Origin of the sequence: Frederiksenia canicola (genome assembly GCF_011455495.1) — a bacterium.
GTDB classification, from domain to species: Bacteria; Pseudomonadota; Gammaproteobacteria; order Enterobacterales; family Pasteurellaceae; genus Frederiksenia; species Frederiksenia canicola.
In genome coordinates, this window is sequence record NZ_CP015029.1 from 554,691 (window position 1) to 570,105 (window position 15,415).

At 44.0% G+C, this 15,415-nt stretch carries 18 protein-coding genes and 3 tRNA genes; 8 read left to right on the top strand and 13 right to left on the bottom strand.

The genetic code is table 11. The features are described from left to right. Positions 1 to 2: 2 nt before the first annotated feature. The 3 genes from rlmH to dprA form a co-directional block, all read right to left on the bottom strand. Positions 3 to 470 (bottom strand): 23S rRNA (pseudouridine(1915)-N(3))-methyltransferase RlmH, encoded by a 468-nt coding sequence (gene rlmH / locus A4G17_RS02660; protein ID WP_123957370.1) that lies wholly within the window; start codon positions 468 to 470, stop codon positions 3 to 5. After that, on the bottom strand, positions 470 to 784 hold the full coding sequence (rsfS, locus tag A4G17_RS02665) for a ribosome silencing factor (RefSeq protein ID WP_123957406.1): 315 nt from the start codon (positions 782 to 784) through the stop codon (positions 470 to 472). Before rsfS ends, rlmH begins: the two co-directional genes overlap by 1 nt. A gap of 96 nt (positions 785 to 880) precedes the next feature. Next, entirely contained in the window at positions 881 to 2,032 is a 1,152-nt protein-coding gene (gene dprA / locus A4G17_RS02670; RefSeq protein ID WP_123957369.1) for a DNA-processing protein DprA, read from the bottom strand. An 86-nt stretch (positions 2,033 to 2,118) separates the two neighbouring features. On the opposite strand from dprA, the gene def reads away from it, so the two are divergent. From def to A4G17_RS02690, 4 genes are all read left to right on the top strand, one after another. Further along, entirely contained in the window at positions 2,119 to 2,631 is a 513-nt protein-coding gene (def, locus tag A4G17_RS02675) for a peptide deformylase (RefSeq protein WP_123957368.1), read from the top strand. Between the two features lie 23 nt (positions 2,632 to 2,654). Then, positions 2,655 to 3,080, top strand: a complete 426-nt coding sequence (locus A4G17_RS10375; RefSeq protein ID WP_123957367.1) for a septal ring lytic transglycosylase RlpA family protein — start codon at positions 2,655 to 2,657, stop codon at positions 3,078 to 3,080. 76 nt (positions 3,081 to 3,156) lie between these two features. Next, on the top strand, positions 3,157 to 4,083 hold the full coding sequence (gene rfaD, locus A4G17_RS02685; protein ID WP_123957366.1) for an ADP-glyceromanno-heptose 6-epimerase: 927 nt from the start codon (positions 3,157 to 3,159) through the stop codon (positions 4,081 to 4,083). Between the two features lie 72 nt (positions 4,084 to 4,155). Continuing rightward, positions 4,156 to 4,989, top strand: a complete 834-nt coding sequence (locus A4G17_RS02690) for a shikimate 5-dehydrogenase (RefSeq protein WP_123957365.1) — start codon at positions 4,156 to 4,158, stop codon at positions 4,987 to 4,989. 21 nt (positions 4,990 to 5,010) lie between these two features. Here A4G17_RS02690 and lldD read toward each other — a convergent pair whose 3' ends face one another. The 10 genes from lldD to truD form a co-directional block, all read right to left on the bottom strand. Then, positions 5,011 to 6,156, bottom strand: a complete 1,146-nt coding sequence (gene lldD / locus A4G17_RS02695) for an FMN-dependent L-lactate dehydrogenase LldD (protein WP_123957364.1) — start codon at positions 6,154 to 6,156, stop codon at positions 5,011 to 5,013. A 158-nt stretch (positions 6,157 to 6,314) separates the two neighbouring features. Further along, complete coding sequence (locus A4G17_RS02700; RefSeq protein WP_123957363.1) at positions 6,315 to 7,688, bottom strand: factor H binding protein domain-containing protein; 1,374 nt, start codon at positions 7,686 to 7,688, stop codon at positions 6,315 to 6,317. A 122-nt stretch (positions 7,689 to 7,810) separates the two neighbouring features. Then, positions 7,811 to 8,428 (bottom strand): ADP-ribose diphosphatase, encoded by a 618-nt coding sequence (nudF, locus tag A4G17_RS02705; protein WP_123957362.1) that lies wholly within the window; start codon positions 8,426 to 8,428, stop codon positions 7,811 to 7,813. A gap of 13 nt (positions 8,429 to 8,441) precedes the next feature. Beyond that, entirely contained in the window at positions 8,442 to 9,182 is a 741-nt protein-coding gene (locus tag A4G17_RS02710; protein ID WP_123957361.1) for a 4'-phosphopantetheinyl transferase family protein, read from the bottom strand. After that, positions 9,169 to 9,747 (bottom strand): DNA-3-methyladenine glycosylase I, encoded by a 579-nt coding sequence (locus A4G17_RS02715; protein ID WP_123957360.1) that lies wholly within the window; start codon positions 9,745 to 9,747, stop codon positions 9,169 to 9,171. Before A4G17_RS02715 ends, A4G17_RS02710 begins: the two co-directional genes overlap by 14 nt. 71 nt (positions 9,748 to 9,818) lie before the next feature. Beyond that, the gene (locus A4G17_RS02720; RefSeq protein WP_123957359.1) at positions 9,819 to 11,018 is read right to left on the bottom strand and encodes a peptidoglycan DD-metalloendopeptidase family protein; all 1,200 of its coding nucleotides are present in this window, start codon (positions 11,016 to 11,018) and stop codon (positions 9,819 to 9,821) included. A 14-nt stretch (positions 11,019 to 11,032) separates the two neighbouring features. Continuing rightward, positions 11,033 to 11,563, bottom strand: a complete 531-nt coding sequence (locus tag A4G17_RS02725; RefSeq protein ID WP_123957358.1) for a LysM peptidoglycan-binding domain-containing protein — start codon at positions 11,561 to 11,563, stop codon at positions 11,033 to 11,035. A gap of 30 nt (positions 11,564 to 11,593) precedes the next feature. After that, the gene (locus A4G17_RS02730) at positions 11,594 to 12,178 is read right to left on the bottom strand and encodes a YqaA family protein (RefSeq protein WP_123957357.1); all 585 of its coding nucleotides are present in this window, start codon (positions 12,176 to 12,178) and stop codon (positions 11,594 to 11,596) included. Then, positions 12,178 to 12,948 carry a 5'/3'-nucleotidase SurE gene (surE, locus tag A4G17_RS02735; protein ID WP_123957356.1) on the bottom strand — a complete coding sequence of 257 codons (771 nt, stop codon included), beginning with the start codon at positions 12,946 to 12,948 and terminating at the stop codon, positions 12,178 to 12,180. The genes A4G17_RS02730 and surE overlap by 1 nt, the downstream gene beginning before the upstream one ends. Before the next feature lie 51 nt (positions 12,949 to 12,999). Continuing rightward, positions 13,000 to 14,010 carry a tRNA pseudouridine(13) synthase TruD gene (truD, locus tag A4G17_RS02740; RefSeq protein WP_123957355.1) on the bottom strand — a complete coding sequence of 337 codons (1,011 nt, stop codon included), beginning with the start codon at positions 14,008 to 14,010 and terminating at the stop codon, positions 13,000 to 13,002. Between the two features lie 147 nt (positions 14,011 to 14,157). Between truD and tpiA the strand changes: the two genes are divergently transcribed. From tpiA to A4G17_RS02760, 4 genes are all read left to right on the top strand, one after another. Then, positions 14,158 to 14,949 (top strand): triose-phosphate isomerase, encoded by a 792-nt coding sequence (gene tpiA / locus A4G17_RS02745; protein ID WP_123957354.1) that lies wholly within the window; start codon positions 14,158 to 14,160, stop codon positions 14,947 to 14,949. Between the two features lie 168 nt (positions 14,950 to 15,117). After that, positions 15,118 to 15,193, top strand: a tRNA-Lys gene (locus A4G17_RS02750). A 23-nt stretch (positions 15,194 to 15,216) separates the two neighbouring features. Continuing rightward, positions 15,217 to 15,292, top strand: a tRNA-Lys gene (locus A4G17_RS02755). 19 nt (positions 15,293 to 15,311) lie between these two features. Then, positions 15,312 to 15,387: transfer RNA gene (locus tag A4G17_RS02760), tRNA-Lys, on the top strand. Positions 15,388 to 15,415: the final 28 nt, after the last annotated feature.

Sequence of the window (15,415 nt, forward strand, 5' to 3'; positions counted from 1 at the left end):
CATTATTCTCGGTGATAAGGGTGATTAGTGGTGAGCGACCATGCTCGGTATACACTTTCCGCCACCACCACTCGTACAAGCGGGTGGGGCAAGGTTAAAGGCGATAGCGACCAACTTTGCTCCGCTGCGGCTTTGCATTCAGGCGACAGCCCTTCAGGCCCGCCGATCAGCAAGCAGACATCACGCCCATCATTTTTCCAGCTTTCTAATTGGCTGGCGAGCTGTTCTGTCGTCCAAGGCTTACCAGGGATATCAAGTGTGACGATTTTGCCTCGCCCCGCTGCCGCCAACATGGCTTTGCCTTCTTGGTCTAAAATGCGTTTAATGTCAGCATTTTTCCCCCGCTTGCCCGCCGCAATTTCAACCAGCTCAAAAGGCATATCTTTCGGAAAGCGGCGTTGATATTCTTCAAAGCCTTTGGTCACCCAGTCGGGCATTTTGGTTCCGACCGCAATTAGCTGAATTTTCATTACGCCCAGAGTTTTTCTAATTGATACATTTCACGGCTTTCACGTTGCAAAATATGCACAATCGCTTGACCGAAATCGATCACAATCCAATCGGCCACGGCTTTGCCTTCGTGGGCAAACACATCAACGCCTACTTTTTTGCTTTCATTGATAAGATTATCCGCAGTCGAGGCAACGTGGCGACTTGATGTACCCGTGGCTAAAATCATCGTGTCAGTAATGCTCGATTTACCTTTGACATCAATCGTTTGAATATCTTCGGCTTTTAAGCCCTCTAAGGTTTTTGTCAAAAAATCGACTAAATTTTGTTCCATTTTCATTATTTATCTGCTTAAAAAAGAGATAAATTATAGCATAGAATTTAGCGTTATTCGGCTAGATGAGCGAGGAGGGTCTGCAAATTTCATCCATTAACGAAGGACATAACCACCGCTCACTTGCTTGATGCGTTCGAGTAATTCCAAGCTCAGCAGTTCAACTAAGACACTATCAATACTTAAATCACAGGCTTTGGCGAGATCATCAGGGGAAAGGGGAACTAAACTCATTTGGTTCAGCAGTAGCTGCTGACAAGCGGTGAGATCCGTTAAATTTTTTGCACATGGCGATGCGGGAGGATTTGCAAAATGTTGTGTGGAACGCACCGCTTGCTGTTCAGTTTCTCTAAACAGAGAGGGCTGTTGTGGTGTTTGGCGTTGGAACGCAATGGCATCCAAAATATCGTCAATCGTTTCGACCAGCAATGCCCCTTGTTTGATCAACTTGTGGCAACCTTGGCTGTACGGATTTTGTACCGCATTCGGCAAGGCGAATACTTCCCGTCCTTGTTCCAAAGCATAACGGGCGGTGATCAGCGAGCCACTATTGAGGGTTGCCTCCACCACTAACGTGCCGAGAGAAAGCCCGCTGATAATGCGGTTTCGCCTTGGGAAATTTTCTGCGATCGGTGGTTGATTTGGGAAAAACTCCGATACTAATGCCCCGCCCGTGTCGATGATCTTTTCAGCTAATTTTTTGTGGCGAGCGGGGTAAATCTGGTTTAAGCCGCTGCCAAGTACCGCAAGGGTAATGCCTTGATGTTCCACGGCTTGCTGGTGACAAAAGCCGTCAATGCCGATCGCTAAACCGCTGGTGACTGCCAGCTCATTGTTGACTAATTCTGCGGCAAAATGCTTCGCCCAAAATTCACCATAAGGAGAGTAATCACGGCTGCCGACCATCGCAATTTGTGGAGTGGAAAGTGCTGAACGGTTGCCTTTCACGAATAAAACGGGTGGAGCCGTGCTGATTTGTCGCAGTAAGAAGGGGTACTCATCATCAAATAGGGTCAAAATATGCTGACAAGCGGTCAGATCCTGCCAATTTTTTGCAAGTTCAATCCACTGCTCATCGGGATGAAACCAGCGATGAATCTGCTTGTCATTCCAACCGATTTGTTTGAGCTGGGCTTTGTCGTAGTCGCAAAAGTCGCTGAAATTGACTTCGCTTAGCAGCCGCCCAATGCGTTGTGCTCCAAGCTGTGGGACTTGCAATAAGCGTAATAATGCGTTGAGATGTGCCATTTTTCTTCCTTTCGTTTCCCTAATCCTAATAAAACGACTAAAATAGCCAACTTGAATATTTTAATTTTTCGACAGAGATCACAAAAATGGCGGTATTAGACGTTTTAATTTATCCCGATGAGAATTTAGCCAAAGTTTGCCAACCGGTAGAAAACGTGGACGATGAACTGCGTCAGTTTATCGATGATATGTTTGAAACAATGTACGATCACGAAGGCATTGGTTTAGCTGCCCCGCAAGTAAACGTACTCAAACGGGTGATCACGATTGATATTGAAGGCGACAAAGCCCACCAAATCGTGCTGATTAACCCTGAAATTGTCGCTAGCTCAGGCGAAACGGGCATTGAAGAGGGGTGTTTGTCGATCCCCGGTTGCCGTGCCCTTGTGCCACGCAAAGAGAAATTGACGGTGAAAGCCTTAAACCGCAATGGCGAAGAATTTACCTTAGACGCAGACGGTTTGCTGGCGATTTGTATTCAGCACGAAATCGACCACTTAAACGGTGTGCTGTTTGTTGATCATATTTCTCAACTCAAACGCCAACGCATTCGCGACAAAATGCTCAAACTCAAAAAGCAAATTGCGAGAGCAAAATAAGAGATTATTGTAAGGAGCCCCCTATGTTTCGAGTTCACTCTCTGATCGCCTTATGTGGCACTTTGTTGTTGGTTGGATGTAGCACGACAACGGAAAACTTTGCTGCAAAAGTAAACAACGAGACAGTCGTCAATCATTCCCAAGCTTCAACAGCAACTGAAACTGGAGTGGCAAGTTTTTATAGTGATAAATTCAATGGGCGTAGAACCGCAAATGGTGAAATTTTCCACAATAAAAAACTCACAGCAGCACACAGAACTCTGCCTTTTGGTACTTATGTCAAAGTCACCGCATTGTGGAATGGGCGGAGTGTTGTGGTCAAAATCAATGACCGTGGGCCATTCATTAAAGGACGGGTGATTGATCTGTCCAAAGCAGCGGCGGCTAAGTTACATCTCATCGGCAAGGGCGTTGGCAAAGTAGATATTGAAGTCGTGCCTGCCCCGTAAGTCTTGATTAGCTCAACAGAGCAGGTGAAACCTGCTAGACTTTACTCGTTTTTATTTCACAAAATAAGGAAGAATTATGATTATCGTAACAGGTGGTGCGGGGTTTATCGGTAGCAATATCGTGAAAGCCTTAAACGAACTCGGTAGAAAAGATATTTTAGTAGTGGATAATCTCAAAAAAGGTGAGAAATTCATCAATTTAGTCGATTTGGATATCGCAGACTATTGCGATAAAGAAGATTTCATCGCATCAATTATTGCAGGCGATGATTTCGGCCCGATCGATGCGGTATTCCACGAAGGGGCTTGCTCAGCAACAACTGAATGGGACGGCAAATATATGATGCAAAACAACTACGAATATTCCAAAGAGTTGCTGCATTTCTGTTTAGATCGTCAAATTCCATTCTTCTACGCATCCAGTGCCGCAACCTATGGGGGGCGTTCAGATAATTTCATCGAAGAACGCCGTTTTGAGCAGCCGCTCAACGTGTACGGCTATTCTAAATTCCTATTTGATGAATATGTTCGCCAACTGTTGCCAGAGGCGGAATCGCCAGTATGCGGCTTCAAATATTTCAATGTATATGGCCCACGTGAACAACACAAAGGCTCAATGGCAAGTGTGGCGTTCCATTTAAACACTCAAATTCTCAACGGCGAAAACCCGAAACTGTTTGCTGGCAGCGAAACATTCCTACGTGATTTTGTCTATGTGGAAGACGTGGCAAAAGTGAATATTTGGGCGTGGCAGAACGGTATTTCAGGTATTTTCAATTTGGGCACAGGCAATGCGGAGTCTTTCAGAGCCGTGGCGGAAGCGGTAATTGATTTCCATCAACAAGGCGAAATTGAAACCATTCCATTCCCAGATCATCTTAAATCTCGCTATCAAACGTTCACTCAAGCCGATTTAACCAAACTGCGTGCGGCAGGCTACAAAGAGCCATTCAAAACTGTCGCAGAAGGCACCAAAGCCTATATGCAGTGGTTGAATAGATAGCTGACAAGCGGTCACTTTCTTGCAAAAATTTGCAAATCAGTGACCGTTTTTTATTTGAAGAAGGAAAGCAAAATGATCAACAAAGATACTCAACTTTGTATGTCGCTCTCGGGTAGGCCAGGCAATTTTGGCACGCGTTTTCACAACTATTTATATGAAAAACTCGGGCTGAATTTTATCTACAAAGCCTTTACTACCACCGATATTGAACACGCCGTGAAAGGTGTGCGGGCGTTGGGTGTTCGTGGCTGTGCAGTGTCAATGCCATTTAAAGAGAGCTGTATGCCGTTTTTAGATGAAATCACGCCATCGGCTGCGGCGATTGAGTCGGTCAATACGATCGTCAATAACTCAGGTCGTCTCACCGCCTACAATACCGATTACATTGCGATTGCCAAGCTCATTGCAAAATATCAGCTAGATCCGACCGCTTGCGTGATCGTGCACGGTAGTGGCGGCATGGCAAAAGCGGTAGTCGCGGCGTTTAAAAATGCGGGCTTTGAGCAGGTGAAAGTGTTTGCTCGCAATGCACAAACGGGGAGCTATTTGGCAGATTTGTATGGTTTGGAATATATCAATAGCCTTGAAAATCAGCAGGCAGAGATTTTAGTCAACGTTACCCCAATTGGAATGGCAGGGGCGAAAGAAGCCGATGAATTGGCTTTCCCTGCGGCGATGATTGAAGCGGCACAAGTTGCTTTTGATGTGGTGGCACAGCCTGCGGATACGTCGTTTATTCGTTATGCCACACAGCACGGTAAACGGACAATTTCAGGGGCGGAAGTGATTGTGCTACAAGCAGTGGAACAATTTGAGCTTTATACTGGGCTTCGCCCAAACGACACCTTGATTGCCGAAGCTGCAGCCTTTGCTCGTAGTCAGTCATCAGAAAGTAATAAGCGGTGAGTTCTCACCGCCTTTTTGCAATTAGATTTTACTTAAATCCACCAACGCCTCACGGGTGATGTCGCTGATTTTTTGGTTGCTTGTTAGGGTCATTGCTACACGCATTTCTTTGTTGAAAATATCAAACATATTCTCTACACCAGCTTGCCCTGCAGCACCCAAAGCATAAACAAAGGCGCGACCGAGCATACAGGCATCAGCACCGAGAGCGATCATCCGTACTACGTCTAAGCCGTTGCGAATCCCGGAGTCTGCGAGAATTTTGATATCGCCTTTCACCGCATCGGCAATGGAAGGCAGAGCTTTTGCACTCGAGAGTACGCCGTCAAGTTGGCGGCCACCGTGGTTAGACACTACAATTCCATCGGCACCGAAACGCACCGCATCTTTTGCATCTTCAGGATCTAAAATGCCTTTGATCACCATTGGGCCGTCCCAAAATTCACGGATCCACTCTAAATCTTTCCACGAAATAGACGGATCGAAATTCTGCGTAAGCCAACCGATGTAGTCGTCCAAGCCGATCTCTTTGCCCATATATTTAGACACATTCCCCAAGCTATGTGGCTTGCCTTTAATGCCTACATCCCACGCCCAAAAAGGATGGGTTGCCCCTTGTAGAATGCGGCGAATTTCTTTGTATGGTCCACTCATTCCTGAATGCATATCGCGATAACGAGCACCTGGTGTGGGCATATCCACGGTAAATACTAAAGTAGAACACCCTGCGGCTTTGGCTCGCTCTAACGCATTTTTCATAAAGCCTCGGTCTTTAAGCACATATAACTGGAACCACATCGGTCGGTTAATGGCGGGAGCAACTTCTTCAATAGGGCAGATAGAAACAGTTGAAAGAGTAAATGGTACGCCTTTTTTATCAGCCGCTTTGGCTGCTTGAACTTCCCCCCGTCGTGCATACATACCGAGAGCCCCAACGGGAGCCAATGCTACCGGCATGGATAATTTCTCACCAAATAGTTCGATTTCAGTGTTTAGATTTGACATATCTTTTAGGACACGTTGGCGTAAGGCGATGTTAGATAAATCGCTCACGTTGCGAGCTAGGGTTTGTTCTGCATAAGAGCCGCCGTCAGCGTAATGAAACATAAAGGGAGGAACGCGGCGTTTTGCTGCTTTGCGATAGTCGTTAGCAGATGCAATGATCATAGTCTTAACCTCTTCATTTTAATTTTTTGTGAGTACTTAGTTACCATTTTGTAATGGGGAGAGTAAGATAATGCAAAGTATTCTCATTTGCAATAGTTATTGAAAGGAAAAGAAAAGATAAAAAATAACCCATCAAAACGATGATGGGTTATTTTCAATTAAGGTTTTTTGTTACCTAAGATGCTTTCATTTACTTCGGCTTTACCTGCAAAACCTTCGTAGAAATGGTCTTTGCTGTCGAAGATATAACCGACCACTTCTTGGGCTTCTGTTTCTGCAAAATTACCTTTAAAGTTACCTTCATAGCGTCCAGTTACGTTTGTATTACCCGTTTTATAACTTGCAACACCTTCAAAGTGATACTTATCACTGGCTCCTATAATTGCTCGTTGTAGGGTAATATCGCTGAGAGGTTGTTTAGTCTCTGTTAATCGACGTTCAGTAACAGTTCCTTCAACGGTTTTATTCGTAAAATCGGCTTTCAAGGTCAATACGCCATCTGTTTTAGCACCAAAGGATTGACCATAATAGGTGAAAATGTCTTTTCCCTTAGGAAGGCTTGCTGTATTTTCGCCAATTTCATGTCGTTCAATAACTGGATTTATTAATTGACCATATTCATCGGTTTGAACATTTTTTGAGAGAACATAGCCTACACCTGAATAACCAAGGTTATAGACTTTAAGTTGTTTATCTTCAATATCTTTAGTAATGTAACCAAAATTTTCATCGGCTAAACTTATTTCATGAATACCAATATGAAGTGTTTTGGATTCTTTAAGCTCTTGAAGATGTTCGCGACGATCTTTGGGATTGACAAGATTTATCGATTTTAAGTTGTCTTGTAGTGCAGTATTTGCATCTGTAAGACTTTTTTCTGCATTTTGCTGTAATTGTTCAGCCTTTGCTAGCTCACTTTGTGCTGATAAGAGTGTGCTTTCCATTTCAGATGCAATGCGTCTAGTTTCTGCCACTTTATTATTAAGCTGCTCAAGTGATAATGCTTGTGAAGCCTCAAGTAGTGCTCTTTGTTCAGCAGATAAATTTGGTGAAACTAAGCCTTGATTTTGTGTTCGTTCCTCTGCAACTATAGCAGCATTGATTGCATTCTGTTTAGCTTTTTCAACCTCGGTTATAGCTGTTTCAACATATTTTTTAGCAGCGTTTACTTGCAGTTTAGCTTCTTCAAGTTTTATTTTGGCACTGTTTTGTTCTTTTTCAGCCGCATTTTTTGCACTATCAGCTTTGTTTATATCGTTTCTATTTTTCATTGGGTTTTTAAACGTATCTAGTGCCAACTGGGATTGTTCTTGTGCTCTTTTAGACGAGTTTTCTGCAGCCAAAAATGCATTATGAGCTGATTGGGTGGCCTGATTTGCTTTGTCTATTTGCTGGTTAAAAGACATTTTACTGCTATTAGCATTATTTAAATGTTGTGCTACTTCATTACCCCCTTTACCAGAACCGCCGCCACAAGCGGCTAATACCGAAACTGATAATAATGTTAATGAAAATTTAATAATATGTTTCATAATAATCCTCGTATTGAATGAATAATTTAAACGGGTGTAATTATACGTACATTCTATTTTCTTTGCACTTTAATTGTCTTTCGTGACATTAAATAAAGTTTTTTGATTTAACTTTAACGGCATTACTTTTGAATATAATGTTGATAATTAAGTTGTAACCACTGTAAGCCAACAACGGCAATCACATTATCAATTTTACCTTCTTCAACCCATTGATACGCCTGTGAACGGCTAACAACGTGGACTAAAATATCTTCGTTTTCTTCTTCTAAACCATAAATTCCACCGACTTGTGAGCTATCCACTAAGCCTAAGAAAAGGTGTAAGCGTTCTACTGTGCCGCCCGGGCTGTCCCATACGCTGACGGCGTGCTGCAGGTTGCTGACGGTCAATCCAGCTTCTTCTTGACTTTCCCGAATAGCCACTTCTTCAGGTGATTCGTCGGTGTCTACCATGCCCGCGATGAGTTCTACTAACCAAGGAGAATGGCTTCCATGAGGATCGTAAGCACCTATCCGTACTTGTTCAACCAGCACCACCGCATCACGAACAGGATCGTAAGCAATCACCGCAGCGGCTGCCCCTTTAATCAGTAATTCCCGTGTGACTTCGCCGCTCATTTCTCCAGAAAATAGTTTATGGCGGAAGACCATTTTTTTGAGTTGAAAGTGGCCTTTATACACGGTTTCTTCGCGAATAATTTGGAGATCATTTTGTGAGAATTGATGAATTTGGCTCATGATATTTTCCTGTTTAATTAACTTGATAAATAAGAGTAGGGGGGGATTCAATTAAATCGTATTGCTTATTTTTCCATTGAAAAATAGGCGGTAACTGTACGGCTTCGGAAGATTGCTCAAAAAAATAAGCTAAGTAAAACGGTAAGTCAGCGTGAAAACAGAGTTTTCCCGTTGGGCAATGGCTTGAGTGAATAGTTTGTTGACTTAGCGAATGTTTAACTTCAGATAATTTAATAATTCCCACACCTTGAGATTTTAAAACCGCTTCACGTAAACACCAACTTAAATAAAAGCGTGATGCTATATTGGTTAATTGTGGAAGGATATTCTTATTTTGAATTTCGATTATTTCTTGTGGTTTGGCATAATACGCTAATAAATCTAAATATCGTCTTGTTTTTTGTGGGTGTTCAATATCAATGCCGACCATTTTTTTATTTTTACTTATGGCAAAAATAATGGCAACCCACTCACCAGAATGGCTAATATTAAAATCAATTTGATCAGACTTAATATAAGGTCTGCCACTTTCTGTACGTAATATGTTTTTTAATAATGTTTTGTCTAACGCATATTGTTCAAATATGTGATCTAATAAAAAATAGGCCATTCGTTGGCTTTTCCATTTCCGTAATTGGCGTTCTGACAGTTGTGAAATAGGTCTATTTTGTGGCGTGGGAAAATCGTGAAATTCTGCAGGCAGAAATTCATCGTGATGGGCAAAAAGGACAAGCAAGCGGTCAGATGCGTTCATTTTTTTGCAAATGGGTTTTACAAAAACAGTGATTTACATGGTCATCCACCAAGCCCATAGACTGCATAAATGCATAGCAAGTGGTTTCCCCTACGAACACAAAGCCTCTTTTCTTCAATGCTTTTGACATGGCTTTAGAGATTTCTGTTTTGGTGGCAATCGCACTCATCGTTGGCACATCGTTGATTTGCGGTTGCCCGTCAACAAATGCCCAAATGAATTGGCTAAAATCTTCGCCGTTTGCTTGCATCGCAAGATAAGCTTTAGCGTTTTTCACGATGGCTTCCAGTTTTGCGCGGTGGCGGATCAATTCTGCATTTTCCATGAGGTGATCAAGATCGGCTTCCGTCATGGTGGCGATTTTTTCAGGAGAAAATTGGTGAAAAGCCTGGCGATAGGCTTCACGTTTTTTCAGTACAGTGATCCAAGACAGCCCGGCTTGTTGCCCTTCCAAACAAATCTTTTCGAACAGTTTACGGCTATCAAATTCAGGTTTGCCCCATTCATTATCGTGATAGTCGATGTAAATCTGACTGTTGCCAGCCCAGCTACAACGGATTGTCATTGGTAAAATTTCCTTAAAAAGTGACCGCTTGTAAGGCAACAAGCGGTCAGATTCTGCCAATTTTTTGCAAATTAGCGTCTTGGCAAGTAACGTGCAGGGTCGACAGATTTGCCGTGATAACGAATTTCAAAGTGCAATTTATTGCTGTTAGTGCCTGTGCTACCAAGCGTTGCAATGGTTTCACCAGCCTTGACATTGTCTTGCTCATCAACGTTGATGCTATCGTTATGGGCGTAGGCACTTAAGAAATCATCATTATGTTTGATGATGATTAAGTTACCGTAACCTTGCAAGGCATTGCCTGCGTAAACCACTTTACCTGCGGCCGCTGCTTTGACGGGCTGTCCTTTGTTACCCGCAATGTCAATCCCTTTGTTACCCCCTTCAGCGGATGAGAAACTTGAGACGATTCGCCCTTCTGTTGGCCATTGCCATTTCACCGCAGAAGCAATTGGGGGCTGTGCTGGTGTTGTAGCTTGAACCGAGCCTGCCGTTGCCGTGATAGTTGGCTGTGGTGTGCCAGTTGTTGCGGTGACACCTTGTGTTTGACGTGGTGGCGTCGTTCCTGCACCAGCTTTAATTGGACCAGTTACCGTACCGTCAGAACCGAATGCGGTGCCGTTTGGTGCCTGTGTATAAGTCACTTGTGGCTCGACTGGTTTTGGTGTGGCTGGTGTGGTTGTTGCCGTTTGGGTTGGAGCTAGATTGCCTAATTTGATTTTCTGCCCAATATGGAGTTGATAAGGCTCGTTCAAATTATTCAACTTCGCAATTTCTTTCACATCTTTGCCCGCGATATAAGCGATTAAGAACATAGTATCGCCTTTACGCACGGTGTAGGTGTCGCCGTTATAGAAGCCTTTGTCGATTTGGCTGTAGATCGGGGCGTTTTTTTCATCACGTGGAATGGTGAAATCTTGCGACACAGTTTTTTTAGCAGCAGGCGTTGTTTTTGCGGCTGGCTTCGGTGTAGGCGCTGGCGTTGGTGTCGGAGCTGTCACTACGGGCTGTGGAGTAGGGACAACGGGTTGATACGTTGGCTGTACTGGCGGAGTATAGGTTGGCTGGCTCATGGTGTTTGGCATTGGTGCTGGTTGCACGTCAGTTTGCCAACCATAACTAGGCGTCATAGCCCCTGTGCCTGCCACAGGCTGCATAATGCCAGGGCTCAACTCTGAGCCATCCGCACTCACAACGGGAGCTGGAGAGTTTGTACTACAAGCCGTTAAAACCACAGCGGCAAGTGGTAGTAAAAAAAGCGATTTTTGCATTGCTTATCCTTTAATTATTTTAAACGCAAAATTTGACCCATTCTTAATTGATAAGGTTGGGTTAAGTTATTTAGAGCAGCAATTTCAGACACATTTTTACCTGCAAGATAGGCAATTAAAAAGACGGTGTCGTATTTGCCTACCGTATAAGAAGAGTCGGTATAGCAGCCTTTTTGGATTTGAGCATAAACTGGCGTGTTGTTGCTATCACGTACCACTTGGCAGTTGCCGATAGCTTCTGTCGATGCACTCATGGTATTTGGCTGATAAGTTGGTTGTGCCACAGGTTGTACATTTACAGGCACCGCTTGTGGTTGGTATTGCGGTTGAATGGGTACGGGGAGCTGTATTTGTGTTTGCACCTGTGGCTGATAAGTTGGCTGATTCATAGTGCTTGGCATTTCAACTGGTTGCACACTGGTGCTTTGCCAATCTGGCATGGCAACGCTAGTTACATCTGCGGCAGTCCCTTGTTCTGAAGATGTGTTTGAACAAGCACTTAATCCTAATGCGATAACAGGTAAAAGTAAGAATGACTTTTTCATAATGGTTCCTTAGTTAAATATCATCGAATATTAGTGGAATAATTGATAAATCAAGTAGGCAACGATCGCAATGACCACCGTGCCCCAGCCAATCAGTTCAATTGAGCGTCGAATTTTATCCGCATATTTTTCGCCGCCCCAAGCGGATAATTTTGCCACAAGAACGAACCGAGCAAAACGGGAAATTGCCGCCGTGACAATAAAGGGCAAGAATGCCATTTGCATCACGCCCGCACAAATCGTAAATATTTTATACGGAATCGGCGAAAACCCTGCTAAAAACACAATTGCCACGCCCCACGTTTCAAACCAGTGCATTGCTTTATCAAAATTGGCTTGCATTCCCCAATCGGTAATAATGTCTTTTACCCAATCAAATGCAAAATAGCCAATGGCATAACCGATAATGCCACCTAGTACTGATGCTGTGGTGGTGTAAATCGCATAACGCATTGCATTATGCGGTTTGCTCATCGACATTGGAATCAGCATTACATCGGGCGGAATAGGGAAGAAAATCGCTTCAATAAAACTGACAAAGGCTAACCACGCTGACGCATATTTATGCGTTGCCCACTGCATCGTTTTGTCATAAATGGTACCGAAAAGTTTCATCACAATAGTCCTTGTAGGGTTTGGATAGAGCGATGAGCGGTCATATCTGCTTGAATTGGTGTGATCGACACATAATCACGTTCAATCGCATAAAAATCGGTTCCTTCACTTTTATCAATCGGTTTTCCGGTGGTGCCTATCCAATAAATATTTGCCCCGCGTGGATCTTGCTGCTTGATGATTTCCGCCGCAGGCGAGCGATCACCCAAACGAGTTGCCACGAAGCCTTTGAGTTGGTCATAAGGCAAATTTGGTACATTAACGTTTAAGACCTGCTCAGCAGGAATTTGACCCTGAGTTAAATTAGGCAGTAGATCAAGCACGACTTGAGCGGCCGTTTCAAAGTGACAAGCATTTGGCATGTAGGCATAGCCGCTGTCTTTGCTACCAACAAGAGAAACGGCAATCGATGGCAATGGTAAATGGCGTCCCTCCAATGCGGCTGCTACGGTACCAGAGTAGAGTATATCATCCCCTAAATTTGCCCCGTGATTGATGCCAGATACGACCAAATCAAACGGGGTATCCAATAAACCGTTTAACGCCAAATGGACACAATCGGCAGGCGTACCGGCAACAATAGCGTAATTTTCATCATCAAATCGTTGCACACGAAGCGGATCAACCAAGGTTAAACAGCTTGATGCCGCACTGCGATTGCGATCAGGTGCCACAACTGTTACCTGATGTCCTGCTTGACGTAATGTTTTGGCTAACGTTTGAATGCCGACAGCGTGAATACCATCGTCGTTGCTAAGTAAAATATTCATTATGTTCCTTAAATTATCCAATGTCTGCCCCACAATCGGGTCAGAATGTGATTACTCTTTGATTGTCATCAACTCTCTCACCAATCCCGTGGCATAACTGCCCGCTGGCAAGAAGAATTGTAGCCGCAAGCCTTCTGGTTCAAACTGCCAACGTAGATTTTCCGGTTTGCATAACATCGCTCGGCGGGCGGCATTCATTCGTGCTTTTTTCATCAAGTTGAGCAACAAAGTCTGTTCTGCCACGATCGATCGTTCTCGTTCACTAACGGTCTGCTCTAGCGAATTTTCGCCAATCAACGCCGCCGTTAGCAAAATATCGCCCGAATCTAACCGCTTGTTGAGTTCCTCCAATTCATTGGCTTGTGCCACAAACCAGCTATTTGAACCTGCAAGTTGCACGATGTCGTGTTCCAATACTTGATCCACAAACCCAGCGGCAATCCGATCAGAAACAATCAAATTAAAAATTTCACTGCGAGCAGCAGAGAGGTAAAAGCTGCGTTTTTTGCGATCGTTGACTTGAATTTCACCTGCCGCCCAACGCTGTGCTTGAGTGAGATTGTACCCATCTCGTCCGAAACGTTGTTCGGTAAAATAGTTCGGAAAACCGACCGCTTGTAGCCGATCAAGGCGAAGGGTCAGCTCATCACTTTCCACCACATCACGCAGTAATAACTCAAAATGGTTGCCGTCTAAGCTGCCCACCCGAATTTTGCGGTTGTGACGGGTAATTTCTAAAATCTCCACATCGTCCAACTGAAACTGGCTGAAATCAGGTGCTGCCTTACCTGCTAAGTGCAAGCAGAACCATTGTTCTGTGATTGCGTGACGATCTTTTAAGCCAGCATAGCTCATATTTTTGGCGGAAACTCCTGCGAATTCAGCTAACTTCTCGCCAACAAACAGTGTGTTCGCATTGGTTTTACGCACTTTTACCGCCACAAATTCGCCCTCGCCTGCCAGCGAATAGCCCAATTCTTCTTTGACGATAAAATCTGCAAATTCCGCTTTTAATCTACCCGCTTGCTGTGGCTTGCCGAGTAAGAAATGTAGGTTGTGCATCTTTTTTATCTGTGTTTTTTAAAAGACGCTAGTTTATCAGTTATTTGTTGATCTGGATTTGGATTTCTGCGGAAAAAACACCAATTTTTTGCAAAGTTTGGTATAGTTTGCAAGTTGAATTTCATTTGATTATATAGGAGAACAAAAATGGCACGTCGTCCTTTAGTGATGGGTAACTGGAAATTAAACGGCAGCAAAGCATTCACCAAAGAGCTTGTTGAAGGTTTAAAACGTGAACTTGATGGCGTAACGGGTTGTGATGTGGCAATCGCACCGCCAGTGATGTACTTGGCAGAAGCAGAAGCGGCATTAAATAGCTGTGGTTGCGATTGCAGCACGAAAAAAGTGATCGCATTAGGTGCACAAAACGTAGATGTGAATGTACAAGGCGCATTCACTGGTGATATTTCAACAGCAATGTTGAAAGATTTCGGCGCGAAATACATTATCATCGGTCACTCTGAACGCCGTACATATCACAAAGAAAGCGATGAATTTATCGCGAAAAAATTCGCGGCATTAAAAGAAGCGGGTTTAGTACCTGTGCTTTGCATCGGTGAAACCGAAGCAGAAAACGAAGCGGGCAAAACGGAAGAGGTGTGTGCTCGCCAATTAGATGCGGTGTTAAATAGCCTTGGTGCAGAAGCATTTAACGGTGCGGTTATTGCTTACGAGCCAGTTTGGGCAATCGGTACGGGCAAATCAGCCACCCCAGCTCAAGCCCAAGCGGTTCACGCCTTCATTCGGGGCCATATCGCGAAACACTCACAAGCCGTGGCGGATCAAGTGATTATTCAATACGGCGGTTCAGTCAATGATGCAAATGCCGCAGAATTATTCACTCAGCCAGACATTGACGGTGCATTAGTCGGTGGTGCTTCACTTAAAGCTCCAGCCTTTGCAGTGATTGTAAAAGCAGCAGAAAAAGCGAAAGCATAATCGCTCAACAAGCGGTGAGAACGGGGGAAAAATTTGCAATTTTTTGCTAGAAACTGACCGCTTGTATCATCAAATCGCTTGCAAACTGTGCAAATAATTTAAAAAGCGAAAAAAAAGGTTGCATCTGATGCGGAAATCCGTATGATACGCGTCCGTTACGCAATTTAAGGGTCGTTAGCTCAGTCGGTAGAGCAGCGGACTTTTAATCCGTTGGTCGAAGGTTCGAATCCTTCACGACCCACCACTTCAATTTGCGATTCATCTAAAGGGTCGTTAGCTCAGTCGGTAGAGCAGCGGACTTTTAATCCGTTGGTCGAAGGTTCGAATCCTTCACGACCCACCACTTTAGATTCTCCCTTTTGGGGTCGTTAGCTCAGTCGGTAGAGCAGCGGACTTTTAATCCGTTGGTCGAAGGTTCGAATCCTTCACGACCCACCATTTTCTTACCCATTAGCAAAACTTTTTC